Genomic DNA, 21,205 nt, shown 5'->3' on the forward strand with positions numbered 1-21,205 from the left:
ACAACCTATGCTAAAAAAACCACAAATAATGAGGCATTAGTTAATAACAATTTATTGGTTAATATCCCTCGTGTTAAAAATCATAAGAATAATAATCATTAAAAGTATTTGTATTTTTTAGAGCGTCATTTGCCGTTAGTCTTTAATCAATAATATCGTGCTCATATTTGAAATCGGATGAATACCATCAATGGTCTACATGGTCAGCGCTAAATTATCACGGTGTACCATGACCACACGCTCTTCATTATTACCAAGAATTCTATCAAACTGCTCAGTACGCTCACGAGCCACTCGGCAAGCATCACGAGAGGAGAAGTTCACTTGTCCAACCGCTAAACGCTCGCCCGTATCTTGATGCACCACCTCAACCACGTCACCTTCATCGAAATCACCGCGTACTTCTACGACGCCGACCGGTAGCAAGCTCTTGTGATGCTCGACTACTGCTTTTGCTGCGCCTGCATCGACTATTAGAGTGCCTGACATACGTAAATGTGCGGCAAGCCATTGTTTACGTGCAATGATTTTGTCTTGATCATTGGTGGTCAACAAAGTACCGACCGCTTCGCCTGATACCACACGAGTGATAACATCATCGATAGCACCGCTCACGATAACGGTTGGACAGCCACCCATTGCAGCGAGACGACCAGCACGAATTTTGGTCAGCATACCGCCGCGACCAAGCTTGCCACCATCTCCTGCAATATCAAATAAGTAATCCGCCATCGCACGCTCTTGGCGAATCATTTTTGCATTAGGATTGTCACGTGGGTTGTCCGTAAACACCCCCTCTTGATCGGTTAAAATGATATATAAATCGGCATTGACCATCGCCGCTGCCATCGCGCCCAAAGTATCATTATCACCAAATTTAATTTCATCAATGGTAATAGTGTCGTTTTCATTAATCACTGGGAGCACGCGCCATTCTAATAATTGTGTCAACGCGCCCGTCGTATTGAGATAACGGCTACGATTAGACAAATCATCATGTGTTAGTAGCAGCTGCGAGCTTTGAATACCATGTTGGATTAATGCTGACCACCACGTTTCAATCAAACCCATTTGACCAATAGAAGCACAGGCCTGTAGTGCTGCTAATTTCTTCGGGCGCTCCTCAAGGTTCATTCGTACCACACCTTCAGCAACGGCACCTGACGATACTAGCAGTACTTCGACGCCTTGCTTGTGCAATTTAGCGATCTGCTTTGCCCACTCGTATATGGCAGTTCGATCCAGCCCTCGACCGTTATTGGTTAACAACGATGAGCCAATCTTGACAATAACGCGCTGAATATCAAAGTTGCGAGTTTGTTTAATAAACCTTGCTTCTTCGGTCGTGTTTTCTATGTCACCTGCCATATAAACTCCTGTCTCTCATGTGAATTGATTACGGGGATTGATCTAAAAAATTCAAGTATATCAGCTCAAGCGTGTTAGCTTAAGGAACATAAATGACCTCGACACCATCTTCGTCGTCATCGTCAAAATCAGCATCGTCGTCGCTTAAATCTACACCTTCACGAGCCGCTTTGCGGGCCGCACGATAGGCTTCACGCTGCGCCTCAGTGTTTAGACGTACTTCTACTTCTAAGCGCTCAAAACGGGTTCTTTGTGCTTCAGCGAAGATAGGATCTTCTAGTTCACGCTCACGCTCTAGTTCAATCTCATTCATTAAATGATATTTAACTGCATCAGTCCCTTCACCCATTAAGGTTGACGTGCGAAATACATCGCCTGTCCAATCAAGCTCGGCGACAATATGAGTACAAAGCTCATCTAACTCTTCATCAGGCACCTGATCAATTTTGTTTAATATCAAAATCTGGGGCAAGTTGGATAACTCAGGCGAAAAACGCTCAAGTTCATTCAAGATAACACGAGCGTTGGCTACCGGATCGCTGCCATCAATTGGCTTTACATCAACCACATGTAACAGACGACGAGTACGAGCCACATGTTTTAAGAAACGAATGCCAAGTCCAGCACCTTCTGAAGCACCTTCGATCAAACCTGGAATATCTGCCATCACAAATGAGCGATGACGACCGATATCAACCACACCTAGATTCGGAACGAGGGTGGTAAACGGATAGTCAGCAACTTTTGGTCTAGCAGCAGAGACTTGACGAATAAAGGTAGATTTACCAGCATTAGGCAAACCAATCAAGCCAACATCAGCCACAACTTTTAGCTCAAATTTAAGAACTTTTAACTCACCTTCAAAACCAGACGTCGACTTACGCGGTGCTTGGTTGGTAGAGCTCTTAAAATGGGTATTGCCCAAACCACCATCACCACCTTTGGCAATCAGTAACGTCTGACCAAGTTCAATCAAGTCACCCAACACTTCGTCAGTTTCAGTATCAACTACCGTGGTACCGATAGGTACTGGTAAAAACAAATCATCAGAGCCCTTGCCTGAACAGTTTCTACTGTGGCCATTCTCTGCTCGCATAGCATCGTGACGACGGGTATAACGATAGTCCACTAGGGTGTTGGTGTTATCCTCTGCAATGACGTAAATATCTCCGCCCTTGCCACCATCTCCACCATCAGGTCCACCACGTGGGACATACTTTTCTCGGCGAAAACTGGCGATTCCGTTACCACCGTCACCTGCTTTTACCGTTACGACGGCTTCATCAATAAATCGCATCTTACGTTCCTTTATTTACACTCTAGTTTATAGACTCAATAGCAGTCATATACTGCTTCTTTTGCCTATAGGTATCTTTTAAAAAATAGGAGACTTACGTCTATGTTGCTATATATCATTGCTTTATTTATGACAATAACACCCGATAACCAATTGGACTATCGGGTGCGGTATATATTAACTTAAAAAATCACATCTATTTGTCCATGCTAAAAGTGACTATTAAAGTACTTTCTTATAAAGAGTACCTCAATATTAAAAACTCACTACTGCTGTACAAATGTATTAAGCTGGAATCTGTGTATAACTGATGCCTGCCATTTGTGTGGCTAAACGTAATACTTGCGTACTATAGCCAACTTCATTGTCATACCAGATATAAACAATGGCATGATTGTCGGTCAAAATAGTCGCTTGGGCATCAACGATACCTACATGGGTATCACCAACAAAATCCGTCGATACCGCTTCGGTAGAATCTGTATAAGCAATTTGTGTTTGCCACTGACTGCTATTAGATACTTTACGCATAAACTCGTTTAATGCATCAGCATTTTCTGGTGCTGTTTTAAGATTCAAGTTTAAAATCGCTAAGCTGACGTTTGGCGTTGGTACACGGATGGCATTACCCGTTAGTTTACCACTAAGCTCTGGCAATGCTTTACCAACCGCTTTAGCAGCACCCGTACTGGTAATAACCATATTCAATACAGCACTACGACCACGGCGATCCGCTTTATGATAATTATCAATCAAGTTTTGATCGTTAGTGAATGAGTGAATCGTTTCAACGTGACCGTTTTCGATACCGTATTCATCGTTCAATACTTTTAACGTTGGGGTGATTGCGTTGGTGGTACAGCTCGCCGCACTGACGATGGTATCTTCACCGACTGTTTCGTTATTCACACCATAAACAACGTTTTTAATCTCACCGCCAGCTGGGGCTGTTAATAGGACTTTTTTCACACCAGTCGATTGCAAGTGCTTACCAAGACCCGCTTCATCTTTCCAGATACCCGTGTTGTCAATCACTAACGCATCATTGATACCGTAAGCCGTATAATCAATCTCGCTTGGATCTTTAGCGTAGATGACCTGAACAAAGCGACCATTGATAATCAAGCCGTTGTTTTCATCATCAACCACCACGCCACCAGCAAAGCTACCATGGATCGAATCACGCTCTAGCAATGAGGCGCGCTTGGCCAAATCGCCAGATGCCGCAGGACGTACGACGATGGCTTTTAACTGCATACCTTTAGCACTTGACGCTTGTGATAATAGCAGGCGAGTTAAAATACGACCAATACGACCAAAACCGTATAGCACGACATCAGTCGCCGGATTAACCGTAGTGTCATCAACATTAACTGCTTGAAGTGCTGCTTGTAAATCACTGTCATTAGCGATTAATTGACCAACATCAACCTGTGCAGACTGAAGCTTATCATTAGCCGCTAGCGCTTTAACCATGGCTAAAGTGTCAGCGATATCAATAGATTTAGCGTCTTGGTTACGCAAGGCTACTTTTTGATGCAATGCCAATATTTGACCAACTGACGTCGTATTTAACGTGTCACCGAACAAGGTCACTTGTACGTCTTGCTCATTATAGAGCTTATTCAATAGCCCCATCAGCTCAATCGCTTGTTGCTCTTGATTGTTGTAGTTGCTTAAGTGGTCTTGATGTAATTGGCGTAAGGTATCAGCGTTGCTCACGAGAAACATCCTTATGGTCAGTAATGTGTGATCAGTAAATGATAGAGAATACAGATTAGATAGATTATGTGTGGTCTACGCAATCACTCTAGTATGGCAACCGCACGATATCGGTGTCAGTTATTGATGTAGAGTATTGAGATCGCCTAGATTTTAGCCTAAAACGGCCTATTTTGCCAGTGATAACCGATCTGCTAGCGCTTATAAAGCATTTTATTGAGTTGTGCAGGTTATTATGAAAATAAAGGCAGCCAATTATGCTGCCTTTTTGTTTATTATTGCCAGTATCAAATAGTGGATGATAAAGTACCACTACTATTTAACCCAGTATCTAGTAAGTGATACTAATTATGGAATGAGGCTAACCGTTTGATTGGTCTGCGGGGTTAACTTAAATTCTTTTAAGTCATAGCCTTGCTGTTGAGCGATTTGACGATATTTGGCATAGGTTTCTTGAGTGACGTTTGGCGAACGCGCCAATAACCATAAATATTTTTTATCAGGTGTTCCTACTAAAGCGGTCTTGTAATCAGCATCACGTGCTAGTACCCAATAGTCGGCACGACCAACTGGCAACCAACGAATCCACGAGGGTAAAAAGGTGACCTTTAACTTACTGCCTGACTCATCAATAGGCTTAGCGATACCCTCAGAAGTAATACCAGAACCGTCTTTCTGTACGCATTTATTAGTGACTATGATACCTGAACCGTCGGTTTTTTCCGTATAATTAGCAGTGACATCACTGGCACAATTGCGCTGAAAATACATGGGCAAACGACCTATCTCATACCATGTTCCTGCATACTTTTTTAAATCAACGCTATCCACTGTGGTCGGTGTACTTGCAGACTTATGAATGATGGCATTTGGCTTAATTGACAACGTCTCTGTGGTGGTTCTATCCGTAGTGGCGTTAGCAGTTATATCAGCTGTAGCATTGACCGGTGGCGTCGCCGCATACGCTGAAAATGCGGCTAATGGTATGATAATAGCTAGGGCTATGCCCGTATGCTTGATAAGTCCATTCATAAATATACGCTCCGGTATTTCTTTGTATGATGAGTAAGTAGAGGTTGATGATGAATCAGTATTTTGCTTTGAATGGCGGTTCTGTCCAGATTCTTTTTGCACAGGAGAATTTATTGAACCATTTATCTTATCCCCTAAAAAATCTGATATTAACGGTTCTTTTTCGCTCAACTCTTGTGACCATTTATAATCGTTAGTGCAGTGACCACTATCCTTGGTACAGTAATCACTAACGAAATCACTGCTTTCGCTATGTTTTGAATCGCCGTCTTTATTATTGTTGCTGTTGATCATAGCAGACTCTTTTGCCCGTAGTGGGCTCTTATCGGCGCTTTTATATCCAAAATAGTGATCTTGCGAAGACGTTTTTTTTGCCAAATGGGTAGAATATTGGTCATTTAGATTATCATGGTTGTAGCTAGCATCGTTGCTGGCGTTACCTGTCTGCCGTGTACTATCCTCATTCAGATGATAGTGGCGCGACTGGGTAGTCTGCTTAGATTGAGAACCAGCTTCCTTTGTATCAGACCATGCTGATTGAGGTAACTTATTGGTTTTCATAGAGGTACCATTATTGATAGTGACTGTTAACTATTCTTCTTATATGCCCCATATGTACTCTCATCTTCTGTGCGTCTTCAACTTTTGAAAATATATTGAATGTAAAAGCTGGCGCTGCAAAAACCAAATATTATGAGAGGGCTTAAGAGGTATATTGATAAGCAATTCGCTTATAAGAATATAGAGTAAGTACTCTTTGTTTAGGTGATATATATTAATGGCAGCTCGACTATTAAAACAGTGTCGCAATGTAGGAAAAAGCAACGGTTTGTAAGTAACTATGCGTTTATGCAGTAGAATAAATACCGAATAAACACATAGTTACTGATTGGATAAATATATTAAAAATCAATTATTTGCCCTGATAGATGCCAATTAATGGCAATTCTGGTTCAGAACTGGTCAGCATTGGTGCCAACACTCCCTCTATTAGTTTTTTACTATTCAAAGAACTGTCGAATACCAGCAACACTGATACCACCATGCTCTAATACTTGATGAATCATCACAGGTGATAAACCACCCAAACCGATAATCGGCATGTCAGCCAATTGTGCCAATGCTGACCATGATTCCCAACCAAGTGGCACAGTATCAGGATGTGTATGGGTGACTAGTACAGGAGACAAAAAGGCGCCAATGACGGGCGGTAATTGCTGTTGTAACCGAGCATGAGCCAGTTTATTGGCAGCATCAATACTGGCGGCATCATGACAACTGACTATTAACGGATAATTTTTAGACAGCACTCTATCTTGTGTATCCTTCGACCATTGTAACAATGCGGTATGAGACAGCTGATTGGCAACGATTGAATTGGCAATGGTTGTATCTTTCATTGCTAGCGGCGCTTCAGTGGTTAGGGTCTGTCCATTGACATCACAAGGGACAATCGCCTTAATATCTGGACGCATATGCATCAACTGCGCTGCTATAGTTTCTGAGCCAGCTGCCTTTATTCGAATATATACCCAAGCATTGGCTGTTAGCTTGTTTTGATGAAAAGTCAGCCATGCGGCCATTGGATCAGGTGAGGCATCAAAATGCGTCAATGGATAGGTAATTGCTATCGTTGTTGGCACACTCAACCATTCGAGAATCGTCTGGTTAGCAGCGGGTAAATGATACTTTCCTGCTAATAAATCTGCCTTATTTACCCACGTTAGCGCCTGACCTTCTAGCCCATATTGGCGATGCTTATGCTCCTCATACTGCTGCGCGGTCAGCTCAACCTTATAAATCTGTAAACTGACCTGCTTATCACCATAATCATGATGCAGACGTCCAAGCTTGACCATCGTATTGTCACAAATCTCAATGCCTGTCTCTTCAGCGACTTCCCGAATTAACGCCTGCTCGGCGTTTTCATTAATTTCTATTTTGCCACCTACAAATTCATAGCGATTGCCTTGATGCTGGGCGGCGTTTCTAAATCCAAGTAAATATTGGGCTTTATGATGAATGACCGCAACTGCCACGTTTACGATACGTACTTTTTCGCTGTTATATGAGCCACCAACGTGGTTGTCTGCTTCATTTGGCATCGGCGTCTCCTTTATTACTGTTTTTTTAAAGTGCGATTTGATTGGTTTATACCTTCAAAAAACCAAGTCGATCTAAAACCAAACTATTGATTTATAATAACAATCAGCTAATTTTTATTTATTTAAATTTCATTTACAACAATTACTGTAGATAAGTTTACACAATGACTGCATTTTATTTTATCAATTACCTTGCAAAATTCTTCAATGTAAATGATAATTATTATCGTTAAAGATAGTTACTGTATCGCCATTACTATTCAGCCATTTTTTATCAAAAGGAATTTACTATGAGCATGGTTATCTCTCGTTACTTGAATTGCCGTGAAAACCGTTTACCAACTTTGCAATCACAACACTTATTTGCACTCACTAAAGAAGTGCGTATCGAGCATGAGGGTGAAGAGTATCGACTACGTTTGACACGTAATAATCGCTTAATCCTGACTAAATAGATTAATATCATTGATCATCAATATTAGGGCGTGTCCTCATTTTAAAAATGGTGATAAAAATGAGATAAATTGCCGTCAAACAAGGAAAATAGCGCCGATAATATCGAGATATTAGTCAGCTATTTGACGCAGTTTAGCAAGATTTAGCCATTTTAAACCCATTTAGATGACTATCGATTGAATTGAGGACATGCTCTAGCCTACCTATAAAAAAACGCCTTCATTCGAAGGCGTTTTTTATTGGATAAAACGATGCGATTTAGAACTGCCAACTGTAAACCACATCCACCGCGTTTTCTGCTGCTGAGGTTGCCTCTACATAAATACGTCGAGTTAACTGATAACGAATAGATAAGCTATTTTGAGCATTAAACACCCCTACTCCGTAGCGTATATACAAGTCAGGCGTCACGTAACCAGTGACATTAACGTTGGTATCTTCACTACTGCCTGAGGCATCAACGGTCAAGCTCTGAAAACCAAAAATCTGACCGATTTGATTGGTTAGATTACGCGTGCCACTCAGTCCAAAGCTTAAGCCCGCGGCGGCTAGGTTATTCGTCACTTGCGATTTAAAGCCTTGCTCACTGATTTGGGTGGCGCCCTTGTTATTAATTCGACCTGTCACCAAAGCATTCATCGCCTGCTGTTGGGTCAAACCTGCATTATTAAAGACAATAATATTGGGGCTTTCTGTATTGCCTTTGACACGGACACCTACGGTTTTGCCACTGATCGTTTTAACCGCCTCAATACTGAGGTTAGGTTTCATCACATCACTGTTAAAGCGCACTTGTCCGTAGTTAAGCTCTAGGTTCTGACCAAAAGCGTTGATATTGGTACGACGTGATACTTGCACCACCCCTTTTGCACGCATGACACCCGTGCCATTTTGAGTGATATTAATCGCACCAGCTAAAGGAATAACGGCACCAAAACCACGGAAGTTGATATCATCACCCAAGTCGACACCGATATCCGCATTGATTGACCAAGGTTTCGATATTGCCAATACCTCGTCTATATTGCCAATGAGACGACGATCAAGAACTACTGCATCCTCGGTTTGAGTAATGATATCTTCGCTGGCTTCTGGCGGACGAATGGTCGCTGACGGTACGCTGACCGCCCCTTTAATATCAACATAGCGATCGCCTGGACGCACGATGATATCAATATCAGGATTGATTTCTGCCACTAACAATGGTGGCTGGGTAATCACCAAACGCTCGCCGCTGACGCTAAGCTTGGCTTGGAGTTTTTGTTGCCAATTAACTGTCCCAGTCAAAACCCCTTTACCCGTACCACTGCTAAAGGTTCCATCAATAGTCGCTTGCGTGCCACGAATTTTGGCGTCAGTATTTACATTGGTTAAATTAATGGGCAAATCAAGCATCGCAATACGGCCATTAGCAAGTTTCACATCGCCATAGAATTGCGGCTTATCTAATGTACCGCCCAATCCTCCTGCCATCGTGACATTGCCCTCTAGCACTCGCATACCTGGGAAGAAAGGCTTGAATATCGCAAGGTTAAGCTCATTCAATACCAAAGCGCCCGAAATTGGCTTAGGCGTCTTATAAGGATCAACGACCACTTCCGCATAGCCACGCGCACCGCCACCAGTGTTGATGTCGGTACGTAGTTTGATGCCCTCAGGGACGGACAATGCAATTAGTGAGACCCGCTTATAAGGCAGAGTGACGGGTAAACTATCACCATCTTGAATCAAGCCGATTTTGCCGTTGTCTGAATACAGTGTGGTATTAATCGTCGGTGGACGACCACGTTGCCAGCCAACAATCGCCTTACCATTAATTTTGCCATGCCAGTCGATATCTTTGGGTAAAAAGACCGATAGTAATGACGTATCTAGATTTTGTAAGGCAATATTCACCTCACCTTTATCAGGTGACGCGATTAAGTTTTCACGTAAGCATACCTTGCCCGTTTGATCGGTGGCTTGCCAGCAATGCGCTGCCAACTGTACTTTTAAATCGTTATTATTGCCATTTTGATTGTTGGGTAAATTAACAATTAACTGCGCTGGCTGTAACTGATTTAAGGTCGCATATTTAGATTGAACACGGCCCTTACCGATGACGCCAGACCAGCTCAGTTTATCCCGATTGAAGCCGCCTTTAAGCCTTGCGCCAATCGTGAGCTGCTCATTGGCAACGTCAAGATTGACTACATGCGCTTGCTCAGTACCATTAAAAGTCGCTTTAACGCTTTTAAAACTCTGTCCAGCTGCATCTAAACCTTCAGCGGTGATAATAAGCTGACTTGGGCTGTTTGCTAAATTGACCAGCTTACCGCGCACGCGACCTTGGCGCAAAATAAAGCCAGGCAGCGCAATCCGCTCACCAACCAAATCGATATAAATGGTTGGCAGCGCTTGTCCTACTGGCTGTGATAAGGTCGCACCGCCAGTGACTTTGCCAGCCAATTTATCTGACAACTGATCCAGACTGGTGATATTAATTTTGGTTTGTAATTGCTTAGCATTGCCATTAGCAGTGACATAATTATCACCCCACCGTAGCACTAAATTATCTGCGTTTAGGCTGTCTATCAAGGCATTTACTTGCTTATATTGCGCCTGTGCATCTTGCGTTTGTAGACGCTTGAAATAGCTTGCCAAATCTTTTGGCAGACGCATCTTAGCGGCTAAGCTACCTTTGGCACTAAGCGGTTGACCCTTTAGCATACCTCTTAAATCAATTTTTTTGATATTAATGATTTGCTGCGAGTCACTCCAGCGCCCATCCGTATCGATAGTGCCGGTGATAAGGCTTGGAGTATCTTTGAGGAAATAACCAATATTAAAACGATCCATCACTGCGTCAATATCCCACGCAATGCCTTGACGTACATCAACCGTCCCTTTGGCATCAATACTGCCTGCCGCGCCCACATGACGGAAACGCTTGATACGAATCAGCTGGTCATCGCCACTGGCATCGATGGTCAGCTTGCCCGCTGGCAATTGTTCAGCATCTAGCACTCCATCGAAATTCACCGCAAAACGTTGCAGTTTGCCTGCGGTATTTTTACTATTCTTAGGCGCAGTTTGCCACTCGCCACTGGTTTTTAGATCACCTGTGATAATCGCTGGATTATTGGGCAAGAAATAACCCAAATTAAATTTATCAAAGCGACCATCTATCGTCCAGCCGATATTTTTACGCAAATCGATGACGCCCTTGGCATTCACTGCGCCCGCTTCACCATTGTAATTGAGCTTACGAATACTGATAAAATTTGGCGTGCCAGCCGCATCAATAGATAGGCGTCCTTTTGGTACATCTGCAGTATCGACTTGACCATTGAAGCGCGCATCGAACATAGAAAGCTCGCCACCAACGATATCGATTTTGGCATCACCCGCACCCGTTATGCCAATAGCACGGCCATCTTGAGTCGCATCAAGTTGCGCCTGCAAGTCGGTATTGCTTAAGGTAATAATATGACGCTGACCACTAACGCCACCTTTAGTAATAGTCAATAAACGACCACGCGCGCTGACACTACCTGTTAGGCGCTCAATCGGCAAATCACTGCGATACTGTTTGGGTAATAATCCATTGGTACGCGCATCTATCTGCCATGTGAGCGGACGCTTTTTATTTGCCAATTGAATCTGCCCAGTACCTGATAAGTCGCCCACAACCCCTTTATAATTCAGGCGATTGATGTCGATGACATCCCCAGCTTTGCGCACGCGCACATCATAGTTGCCTTTAGGAGCGGCATTCAATTCATTAATGACCGCATTGGCATCTACTGATAACCGTGAGCCACGAATGATGACATCTGCCTGTCCACGCGGACTATCAATATTACCGATATTAGGCACATCGCGGCGGATTAGGTTTTGCCATTTGGCATCGATATACCAAGGCGCTACCTGTGTCGACTTCGCTGACGTTTTGCCTTGGACGATATTAGCATTCACATGCTCGCCATCACGTTGACGCAAATCTGCATCAAGCTCTATGTTACCAGTACTGTTTTTCTGCTGATAATGTAATGACAGTCGACCATTCAGCTTTTGCGGTGCATATGCTTTGAAATCAGCATAGTCATCAGGAATAACGCGGCGAATATCAAAATTGCTACCTGTCGCTCGTACTTTTGCATCAAAGCTGTCTTGCCAATCTAAAATACCTTGCAGAATTAAATTTCCAGCTGGCACCTGAGCATCTAAGCGATCAATACGTAACTGACTGTTTGCAATAACGGCGCGACCTTGATAGTGACCGGACGGAATGTCTTTAGCCGTCAGCTCAGTATTGATACGCAGACGTATTTCAGAGATCACCCCTGTCGCGGTAGCAGTACCACTTTTTAAACGAATTTTTTGGCTTTCCGCATAAGGGATCAAAATATCATCCCATTGCAATTTTGCCTGGAACGGCGAATCCTGATCCAATCCTTGGACAACAAAATCACCGCTCACATCGCTGTCATTGTAGCGACTACGAACTTTACCGACCGTACGTTTTAGCGTCCCTGTTGCTGTGATATTCAATGGATCAACGTAGGCTTTTTCTAGCGCACTGACTTCTGCAATCGCGCTTAAATCTAGCGGATAGTCACCTTGTAAATCAATTTCACCTTGTAAGGCACTGATTTTGACGATATCAGCATATTGTAAATCGCCGCGACCAACCGTTACCATGCTACCGACCCATGTCAAATCACGGGCAACAATATCATGCACAACAATGGGTTCTTTGGTCACTTGTTTATAAGTAATATTTTTTATTTTAGCGTGATCAAAGCGTAAGTTCACTGGTAGCTGTAACGTTTTATAATCGAACGGCTCACCCGTTGGTGGCTTGTTATTGATAATCTCAATGGTTTGTATGTCTGCATCACGCAGATGCACTTCTTTGGCAAATATGGCACGCCAGCCTATCTTGACGTAAGCTTTATCAACCAATACTTCAAGGTCTTCAGTCGCCTTGATATCGATATCAGTGACCCAAATACCATCACGTAAATTACCGCGACCATATTTAAAATCAATGCCCGTCTCAGCACTGACTTTCTCTAATATAAACTTCGTACCCGACTCTGTGCCCATTGCGTAAAAAAACACAGCAAACATGATGGCCAGCACAATTAAAATAAGCACGAGTAATTTGAGCAAAAATGACAGCGGATACCAACGTCTGACGGCACGAGCGTCACGCTGTGCTGGATCTTCATCTGGTGCGTTATTAGGCGGGGTATTTTTTGTCAGCATGACACTCAACTACGTTAAAGAATGGTCACCGGCAATCGGCACGATAAATAAGAAATACAACGGATATTGCTAATAGCGCGTATTGAACCTGTCTCTATGTCACTAACGGAGACGACTTAATAATGTTCAATACGCGCTAAATGATGTCACTACTGGATTACATGGCTATAAAGGCGAGCCAATAAAGAAATGCAGTCTAACTGGTATGCTTTCTTCTGTCACGCCAGCAGCCACATCAACTCGTACCACACCGACTGGCGATGCCCAGCGGATACCAACACCGACGCCGACCTTTGTCTCAGTCTCGAAGTTTTTGTCGTAAGCATTACCCACATCAGTGAAGAATGCCCCACGGAATCCTGGTTTAAATTCATAGTTATACTCTGCACTACCAACCGCAAGCACTTGCCCACCAGTCAAATAGCCCTTGTCGAGCGGTGACAAGCTCTCATAGTCATAACCACGAATACTTTGATCGCCACCCGCAAAGAAGCGTAATTTATAAGGCACATCATAAAAATCATCTGCCCAGATGTAGCCTGTATTCAGACTGCCCAGTACTTGATGCTTTTGCTCATCGCCAAAACTATAAATGCCGCTGACACCTGCGCGAATGATTGCCATATTAGTGTCGCTAAGGGCTTTATCAGCCCCTGCTTCAAGCGAGTAATACTGACGCATACCGCGAGTCGGATTGGTCACGCTGTCTACGTCGGTTTTGTTCATACCATAACCAAATAGCAGCGCTTGCTGCTTAGGCTTAGAAGAAGTAAAGCGAATAGGTAGATCGTCCAACTCTGTTTCATCGACCCCAGTCTCTAGCTCATCTAAACGGTAATTCACAGAGTAGCTGCGATTCCAGCCACTGTCACGGCGAATATTACGCGCCAATGCTGCTTTTAGCGTCGTAGTAGATAAGTCAAAGTTGCCTTCACCTTGGTCGATGACCTCTTCTTCATAGGTAAGACGCGCATCTAATTTATCGTTAAGTGGATGTTTCCAAGGTCGACTGGCATAAACAGCGACGTTTTTAGTAATTCTGGAAACTTCGGTCTCTGCACCAGCTTGATAGCCTTTACGATTGAGCAAATTATAGTCTATTTTTGCCGTCGCTCGCACGCCCGTATCTGTGCCGTAACCAAGACCTACTTGGGCATCGCGCGGCTTACTTGAAGAGACAAAAACATACAACGGTACTTTTTTACTTTCTGCCACTTGTCGCGGTGTTTTTCGACCAGCCAGCGTTGGTGGTACAAAGTTTTCATCAGTGATTAAGCTTTCTTCATCAGGGAATATTTTTTGCGCAATATTACTGATGCCGTCGCTTATTTTACCCAAAAGATTGTCCGCTTCTTGGTCTTTTTCATCCAATACACGGTCATTTGGTAAGCGGCTCAAACGCTCTGCTTTTTGTTTGATAGCTTGTAGTTTATCAAGTGTAGCTGCATCAGCTTCAAAATCGATCGCCGCGATGTCGGCGGGATTGACTGTTTCACCGCTATTGGCAGTCGTATTACCCTCACTCTCTGCGTTATTTTCATCACCATCATCAGCGTTATTGTCTTGATTAACACGGCTACTATTAGAAGCAGCTGAGCTTTCAGCACCATTATTACCCGCAATGTCTGAGGCGCCATCACTATTAATATCGTCGTCGAGTGTGCCGCTATTATTGGTAGGCGTGTTATCAAAAGCCAAAGTACTGGCTTCACTGCGTTCATCTGGAGGCAATATCGACTCAACGTTGACCGTATTAAAATAACGAGTCGCTGATAAGTCATTACTAAACTCGGTCACCGCTGGACGATAAAAAGGATCACCGGGCTTAAAGTCAAACAACTGTTGTAATAGTGGCAACTCAACAGGTAGCTTGTCAGGATCTTGGGTTAAGGTGTTGGTTTCTTCATCGTATGTAAAAAACACAACGTCATCAAACTCATAACGATCACCAGTGTTGTAGACCAGCGACACATCTGCTGTATTATCTGGCAAGATAATATCAACGGATTTGTTGAGCCAATATTGATCAAAATAGCCATAAGTATTACTCAGCGACTCAAGGGCCGCCTTGCTATCTTTATAAACACGGTGATTGAAGATATCGCCTACTTGTGGCGGCAAGTCTTTTTCAAGTGCTGTATATTCTGGTTGTTCACTGCCTTCACCGCGAATCTCAACAATACGGCTGTCCACACGTACCGGCTCGCCCAGCTCTTCGATAATGACATCGATCGTGTCAGCATTGCGCTGACGTAGGCGTAACGTAATATCATAGTAACCCACTGCTTGGGCTGCCTCTAATGCTGTTTGGCGAAGGCGTGGCAAGGCGGCCGTAAAGTCGGTAACTGACTGAACCGTCGTATCATCAAGGGCAGCCTTGATGTTTTTCATGGGCTGAACGTCATTATCCGCTTTGGTGAGCTTTGGCTTACCATTGACAGTACCTTCAGCGGTCGCTTGCCGTAGATAAATTGTAGTATCTACATGTGGTAATGCCATCACACCTGCATTGAATAAACGGTTATAAAGGCGTTTCACGATATTGCCTTTATTACGCGCCATTGGCTTGGGCTTACTGGCTTGTTCGATACTCTGGTTTATTCCCTGAGAGTCCGCTTGATAATCTGGCAAGTAGTCATCAGGATTGATGATATCTGACGTTGTACCATCTTCATTGGTCTGATCACTGGCATTGGCAACAATCTCATTATCGAAAGTACCGTTTCCATCCACGCGCCCACTACTGACAGAGTCGCTAACATCGATCGGACGCGACATAACTTCAGCCGTCTGTGCGCTTTCAGCGGCGCTCTCATTCCTACCTAATGTCTCAAGATTGTTAGGAGTTGGCAGATTGGTTGCATCCAAATCCACATCTAAACCAATAGGCGGGGTTGTATCATCTAATGTAGCAATTGGCGTGTCAAAATCGCGATCGTTATTGCTGATATCACTATTGTTATTAATAACGTTGGTACTATTAACGTTACTGCTATTAACGTCCGTACTATTATTGATGTCATCAATATCTTGGGCATTCTGCATGTCCATCGCAGCCAGCTCGCGATCAATCTCCTCGGGCGTCATCATCTGATAACCCTGCTGCTGTATGGCTGCAGCTTGTTGCAACAAGTCATCATTGGCGCTATTGGAAAGATCGAGCTGAGCATCATTTGCGCCAGCCATATTATCCATGGCATTTGCCTGAGAATTGGCCATGTCCTGAGGCTGAGCAGCTGGTTTTTTAGCGCTTTTATCGTGAGCATCAGACTTCTTAATGCCTAGGCTTTGTTCGCTGTACTCATCCAATACTGACTGATCGATAATGCCCTGCTCTACTGCCTTTTTTAGGCGCAATGCATCCAAAGCGATATCGAGCTGAGTATCATCATCTGACAGTGTGGTCGATTGATTGCTGGTTGATTGATTGCTGGTTGATTGATTGCTGGTTGATTGATTGCTGGTTGGTTGAATATTTGATTGATCGACAGCTATTTGATTGCTCGTAGGTGGTTTAGGAGAACTGACATTATTTGTGGTATCAGCCAATGCAGCAGGTGCCATACCGAAACCCACTAGGCTGGTCGCTAGCGCAGTGAAAAGTGCTGAACGCGTAAAATGAATGCGCGGCGCATTGCCATGAGTTGTCATAGCTGCTGTACGACGTGTTTTTTGAAAACGGTCACTCTGAAAATCTTGAATTTTAATATCCTCTCGAACATTATCCGTATCACACTGCATCATCGATACATTGCGCGCGAGCGTTGAAGGCTGGTGTTTCATGTGTATTTCCTATCACCTCACGCGGCACAATATTATGAACGATAACAATCGCCTAGTCTTACCGGTGAATAAACTTATAGCCGTTGGCTGAATTATGGTTTACTGTCTTGCTTTGGATAATGACCGTTTATAACGCAAACCTTGGTGTCAGATTAGCACCATGTTTTTATCAAGATATGGACATGCGTGAGTGGTAGCAAGCCTTTGCCATTACTCACACCTCGCGACGTAACCATGCAAAATTTACAAATCATAACTTAGATAATTATGAAATCATAGCGTCGAGCGCATGTATTTTTACCAAAGCCTTGCTATTATACGGCTTAATATTGATAAAACCTATGCTATATTTCGATAAGTTTTTGATACTGTTAATAATTATATCGATAATTACTTTCACTTTAAAAGCGGTATTCAGCGCTTTTCTTTGATCTAGCAACCGCGACCCGTCTGTAGGAATTTTCATGGCCAATCAGTTTCAATTATTTAAGCACCGCCGTTTTAGCGCCATGTTTTTTACCCAGTTTTTGGGCGCGTTTAATGACAATATTTTTAAGCAAGCGCTCATACTGGTTTTGACTTACACCGCTGCGAGTCAGTTGGGCATGGAAGTCAGTATTTTGAATAACTTGGCCGCGATGTTGTTTATTTTGCCCTACTTTTTGTTTTCTGCACTGGCAGGACAAATCGCGGATAAATTCGAAAAATCAAAACTCACACGATTGATTAAATTGCTTGAATTCGTGATTATGGTGATTGCGGCAGTAGGGTTCGTGTTTGAGTGGTACGCATTGTTATTTGTTGCGTTGTTTCTCATGGGCACTCAATCTACGTTTTTCGGGCCTATTAAATACGCCTACTTACCACAAGCGATGAAAGAAGATGAATTGGTTGGTGCTAATGGTTTGTTTCAAATGGGGACATCGTTAGCGATCTTGCTCGGTATGATTATCGCGGGTGTTTTAACTCAGATAGCGCAGCCGCTCTATTGGATAAGTGTGACCGTATTGGTCATCGCCGTATTGGGTTATTTTGTCGCACGATTGATACCCCACATGCCAGCGATGCAGCCAAACCTAAAAATCAACTGGAACATTGTGACCACTAGTGTGGCGACGGTGCGCTACTTATATTCATTGCCTTTTTTGTTCTTTGTCATCCTTGGTAATAGCTGGTTTTGGTTTTATGGCGCGACGTTTTTGACCCAAACGCCAGAATTCAGCAAGGTCATCTTACATGGTGATGAATCAGTGGTTATTTTCCTATTAACCTTGTTTTCTGTTGGTGTGTCGATTGGCTCATTATTATGCAAATCACTAACCAAAAACCAAGTCAGCTTACGTCTTTTGCCCTTTGGTATCGCGGGCTTAAGTATTTTTGCGATTGACTTATACTTTTCGCTGTCAGGACTGAATATTAACGTTACTAGTGAGGCGTTACTTGGTATTAGCGATTTATTTTGGATGAGTGGCAGCTGGCGCGTGTTTGCTGATTTATTTTTTTTGGGCTTTAGCGGCGGTTTATACATCGTACCGTTATATGCCTCTATGCAGGCCTATGCACCCAAGAGCCACCGCGCGCGCGTCGTTGGTGCCAACAATATCTTTAACGCGATATTTATGGTCACCTCAGCGATTTTCTCTATCGTGATCTTGAACGCTTTGGGATTCAATTTACCTCAGCTATTTTTAGTGACAGGATTCATAAACATTGCCTTCGGTGCCTTTCTATACAGTAAACTCAATAAGCATATTAAAAATGCAGTCATCCAAACGCACGATGAAGTGGCTCCATAAGTAAGATTGACATGCTGCTATAGCAATCGGTGTGTTATCAAACGAATAATATTGATGCTGATAATTTGGATTGTTTGCTATAGTAATGTCTATGCGTTAATCACTATCATTATTTTAGAAAAACGGATAATGTTTTTAGCAGAACAGATAAGTTTAATTTTTTGATCGTATTTAAGCCATCAGGAGTGAATCATGGCCCTGCGTCCCTTATCCAAAGTCGACCAATTATTACTTGGGGTCGATAAGGCATTACGAGCTGTCGTACCACATTCAAACCCTAGCACTCGTCCACTACCAGTCAGCAGTGACGAGATTCCTGAGCTCACTATCACCGAGGCGCGACATGTTGCCGGATTGATGCGTATCAATCATACTGGTGAAGTATGCGCGCAAGGTCTGTATCATGGTCAAGCATTTGCCGCCAAAGACAATGGCGTCAAGCAAGCCATGCAACAATCAGCCGAAGAAGAGGTCGATCATCTGGTCTGGTGCGAGACGCGATTAGACGAGCTTGGCAGTCATGCCAGTGTCTTTACGCCATTATGGTATGGCATGTCTTTCGGTCTTGGCGCAGTCGCGGGTGCCATCTCTAATGAATTTAGCTTGGGATTCGTCGCAGAGACAGAAGCTCAAGTCAGCGAACATTTACAAGACCATATCACCCAATTACCAGAGCACGATAAACGCTCGAAAGAGATACTGGCGCAAATGGATATTGAAGAGTTGCATCATCGTGAGCTGGCATTAGCAAGTGGCGGCGCAGCGTTATCACCGCCTGTACGTCATACTATGCGCTGGATGGCCAATCGCATGAAAGCCACGGCATATCACTTGTAATTGCCATCTGTGATAGCAGATTTTGAGCGATAGGTTGTGATGATAAGTGTGTTGTGATGGTAAGTGCAGTGCGCTTTATTATTGATATTGCTCTCATTTACCCTGCTGTCGCTGGCATGACGTACACGCTATCGCGTTACTATTAACAATCCTACTACTGATAGCGCTCAGCTGAATTTGTTAGGGTATTAAAAATTTGTATGATTTTGCCGCAAAGACATGAGCTAATAACCATTCAATTGCTAAATAACAACTAAATAACAACTAAATAAACTAAGGTAACGATTTTTATGAAAGCCATCAACCAATCGACTCTCTCTGCCCGTTCGTCTAGCAAGTCGCCTAAACTGGCAACTCTGACAGCACTGGCAACAGCTTGTGCCATGCTATTATCAGCGCCTGTCAATGCGGCAGAAACCAATGCAGCAACAGATGCTGCAAAGACCGATACTGCTGCCACATCGGTGCCTAGCGCTATGGATTCTAGCAAACGTGTGATTCGCCTTGCTCGACCGACTGCGGCTAGTACAGCACAAGAGGGTACTCCATCAACTTCACCGACTGCGGCAGTGACAGCCAATACTCAACCAACTGACCTTCAAAGCAGTAGCGTTCCACAAAGCGCTCCTTTGCCAAATAATGCTCAGCCGTATCGTGCACCAATGAGTACATTGCAACCACAAGATGTTGTACCAGCACCAAAAATACCTGAGTTCACTGGCACCACTCGAGTTTATGAGCCTGGTCCATTGACCGCTACTGGTGTCGACCTGCGTAGTGGTCAGCTTGCCAATATACCAACGCCGCAAGTGCAATTGTCAGACGTAAGCTTTGTACCGACTGTGTTGATTCCTCAGCAAAACGGTAATAACAACGATCAGCTAGACGTGAGCTTGCTTGATGATTTCATCGAAGACGTCTCACCTAATGCCCGTCATTACCCACCAAACTTCCCTAACCGCTCACAGCGCCATTATACGCGTGAAAAAATCAAAGTATTGGCTGAATGGATACAGCCTTATGCTGAATCACCAAATGCCTCTTATGATGTATTGATTCGTGCCGCTAAACTCAATGGCATGGGACGTAACTTAGATTTGGGATCAGACTATACGATACGTGGTGGAAAATATGTTGACCGTGCCATTAAACTGCAGCCTGATAGCGGCGAAGCCAACTTCTTATATGGCATGATGTTGTCAGAAGGCGGCGGCTTCAAAGAAGGTCAAAAATACCTAGACCGCGCAGTGTCTCTTGGCTATACCGAAGCAGAGCAAAGCTTGGCGCAGTCAGACTTGTTAAGTGATCGCCGCGATAACGCACTAGAGCGCTTACGTCGTCTTGAACAGAAAAACCCTAACAATGACATCATTCGTCAGCAAATCAAACTTATTGAAGAGGGTAAATTTTACATTTGGGATATACCTGCGCCTGACATCAATGTTAAGCCTAGTGCTTAACATTGATTGGGTGTTTAAATGTCATTAAGTAAGTTCACCAAATTCCATGATTGCTCCATAAGCTAGATTGACTCGACTAAGCCCCTGACTTTATAT

General features: G+C 43.6%; 11 protein-coding genes. 4 read left to right on the top strand and 7 right to left on the bottom strand.

Annotation, left to right across the window (positions count from 1 at the left end; all coding sequences use genetic code 11):
* Positions 1–195: 195 nt before the first annotated feature.
* From proB to ACP7AE_RS10475, 5 genes are all read right to left on the bottom strand, one after another.
* Positions 196–1,368: a glutamate 5-kinase gene (gene proB, locus ACP7AE_RS10455; protein WP_201501596.1), complete on the bottom strand. Its 1,173-nt coding sequence runs from the start codon at positions 1,366–1,368 to the stop codon at positions 196–198.
* A gap of 79 nt (positions 1,369–1,447) precedes the next feature.
* Positions 1,448–2,665, bottom strand: coding sequence for an Obg family GTPase CgtA (gene cgtA, locus ACP7AE_RS10460; protein WP_055124422.1), 1,218 nt, complete (start codon positions 2,663–2,665; stop codon positions 1,448–1,450).
* Between the two features lie 285 nt (positions 2,666–2,950).
* The gene (locus ACP7AE_RS10465; protein ID WP_201539613.1) at positions 2,951–4,396 is read right to left on the bottom strand and encodes a glyceraldehyde-3-phosphate dehydrogenase; all 1,446 of its coding nucleotides are present in this window, start codon (positions 4,394–4,396) and stop codon (positions 2,951–2,953) included.
* Positions 4,397–4,735: 339 nt separating this feature from the next.
* Positions 4,736–5,980 carry a lipocalin family protein gene (locus ACP7AE_RS10470; protein WP_426242955.1) on the bottom strand — a complete coding sequence of 415 codons (1,245 nt, stop codon included), beginning with the start codon at positions 5,978–5,980 and terminating at the stop codon, positions 4,736–4,738.
* Between the two features lie 440 nt (positions 5,981–6,420).
* A complete protein-coding gene (locus ACP7AE_RS10475; protein WP_426242957.1) occupies positions 6,421–7,524 on the bottom strand; it encodes an NUDIX domain-containing protein in 1,104 nt (367 codons plus the stop codon).
* 296 nt (positions 7,525–7,820) lie between these two features.
* Between ACP7AE_RS10475 and hemP the strand changes: the two genes are divergently transcribed.
* Positions 7,821–7,979 carry a hemin uptake protein HemP gene (gene hemP / locus ACP7AE_RS10480; RefSeq protein ID WP_227672156.1) on the top strand — a complete coding sequence of 53 codons (159 nt, stop codon included), beginning with the start codon at positions 7,821–7,823 and terminating at the stop codon, positions 7,977–7,979.
* A gap of 259 nt (positions 7,980–8,238) precedes the next feature.
* Here the strand turns inward: hemP and ACP7AE_RS10485 are convergent, their stop codons facing one another.
* Both ACP7AE_RS10485 and ACP7AE_RS10490 read right to left on the bottom strand, forming a co-directional pair.
* On the bottom strand, positions 8,239–13,233 hold the full coding sequence (locus ACP7AE_RS10485) for a translocation/assembly module TamB domain-containing protein (RefSeq protein WP_426242959.1): 4,995 nt from the start codon (positions 13,231–13,233) through the stop codon (positions 8,239–8,241).
* Between the two features lie 165 nt (positions 13,234–13,398).
* Positions 13,399–16,884 (bottom strand): BamA/TamA family outer membrane protein, encoded by a 3,486-nt coding sequence (locus ACP7AE_RS10490; protein WP_426243008.1) that lies wholly within the window; start codon positions 16,882–16,884, stop codon positions 13,399–13,401.
* A 596-nt stretch (positions 16,885–17,480) separates the two neighbouring features.
* Here ACP7AE_RS10490 and ACP7AE_RS10495 point away from each other — a divergent pair.
* The 3 genes from ACP7AE_RS10495 to ACP7AE_RS10505 all read left to right on the top strand — a co-directional run bounded on the left by ACP7AE_RS10495 (position 17,481) and on the right by ACP7AE_RS10505 (position 21,109).
* Entirely contained in the window at positions 17,481–18,812 is a 1,332-nt protein-coding gene (locus tag ACP7AE_RS10495; RefSeq protein WP_426242961.1) for an MFS transporter, read from the top strand.
* Between the two features lie 198 nt (positions 18,813–19,010).
* Positions 19,011–19,649: a 2-polyprenyl-3-methyl-6-methoxy-1,4-benzoquinone monooxygenase gene (gene coq7, locus ACP7AE_RS10500; RefSeq protein ID WP_201539625.1), complete on the top strand. Its 639-nt coding sequence runs from the start codon at positions 19,011–19,013 to the stop codon at positions 19,647–19,649.
* Between the two features lie 290 nt (positions 19,650–19,939).
* Positions 19,940–21,109, top strand: a complete 1,170-nt coding sequence (locus ACP7AE_RS10505) for a hypothetical protein (protein ID WP_201539608.1) — start codon at positions 19,940–19,942, stop codon at positions 21,107–21,109.
* Positions 21,110–21,205: the final 96 nt, after the last annotated feature.

The sequence above is a fragment of the Psychrobacter sp. TWP2-1-2 genome, from assembly GCF_049896785.1.
Classification (GTDB): Bacteria; Pseudomonadota; Gammaproteobacteria; order Pseudomonadales; family Moraxellaceae; genus Psychrobacter.

What these genes read in the sequence shown, in the direction of transcription:
- proB (WP_201501596.1), bottom strand. Translation starts at nt 1,368, where the DNA reads ATGGCAGGTGACATAGAAAACACGACCGAAGAAGCAAGGTTTATTAAA.
- cgtA (WP_055124422.1), bottom strand. Translation starts at nt 2,665, where the DNA reads ATGCGATTTATTGATGAAGCCGTCGTAACGGTAAAAGCAGGTGACGGT.
- ACP7AE_RS10465 (WP_201539613.1), bottom strand. Translation starts at nt 4,396, where the DNA reads ATGTTTCTCGTGAGCAACGCTGATACCTTACGCCAATTACATCAAGAC.
- ACP7AE_RS10470 (WP_426242955.1), bottom strand. Translation starts at nt 5,980, where the DNA reads ATGAAAACCAATAAGTTACCTCAATCAGCATGGTCTGATACAAAGGAA.
- ACP7AE_RS10475 (WP_426242957.1), bottom strand. Translation starts at nt 7,524, where the DNA reads ATGCCAAATGAAGCAGACAACCACGTTGGTGGCTCATATAACAGCGAA.
- hemP (WP_227672156.1), top strand. Translation starts at nt 7,821, where the DNA reads ATGGTTATCTCTCGTTACTTGAATTGCCGTGAAAACCGTTTACCAACT.
- ACP7AE_RS10485 (WP_426242959.1), bottom strand. Translation starts at nt 13,233, where the DNA reads ATGCTGACAAAAAATACCCCGCCTAATAACGCACCAGATGAAGATCCA.
- ACP7AE_RS10490 (WP_426243008.1), bottom strand. Translation starts at nt 16,884, where the DNA reads ATGACAACTCATGGCAATGCGCCGCGCATTCATTTTACGCGTTCAGCA.
- ACP7AE_RS10495 (WP_426242961.1), top strand. Translation starts at nt 17,481, where the DNA reads ATGGCCAATCAGTTTCAATTATTTAAGCACCGCCGTTTTAGCGCCATG.
- ACP7AE_RS10505 (WP_201539608.1), top strand. Translation starts at nt 19,940, where the DNA reads ATGAAAGCCATCAACCAATCGACTCTCTCTGCCCGTTCGTCTAGCAAG.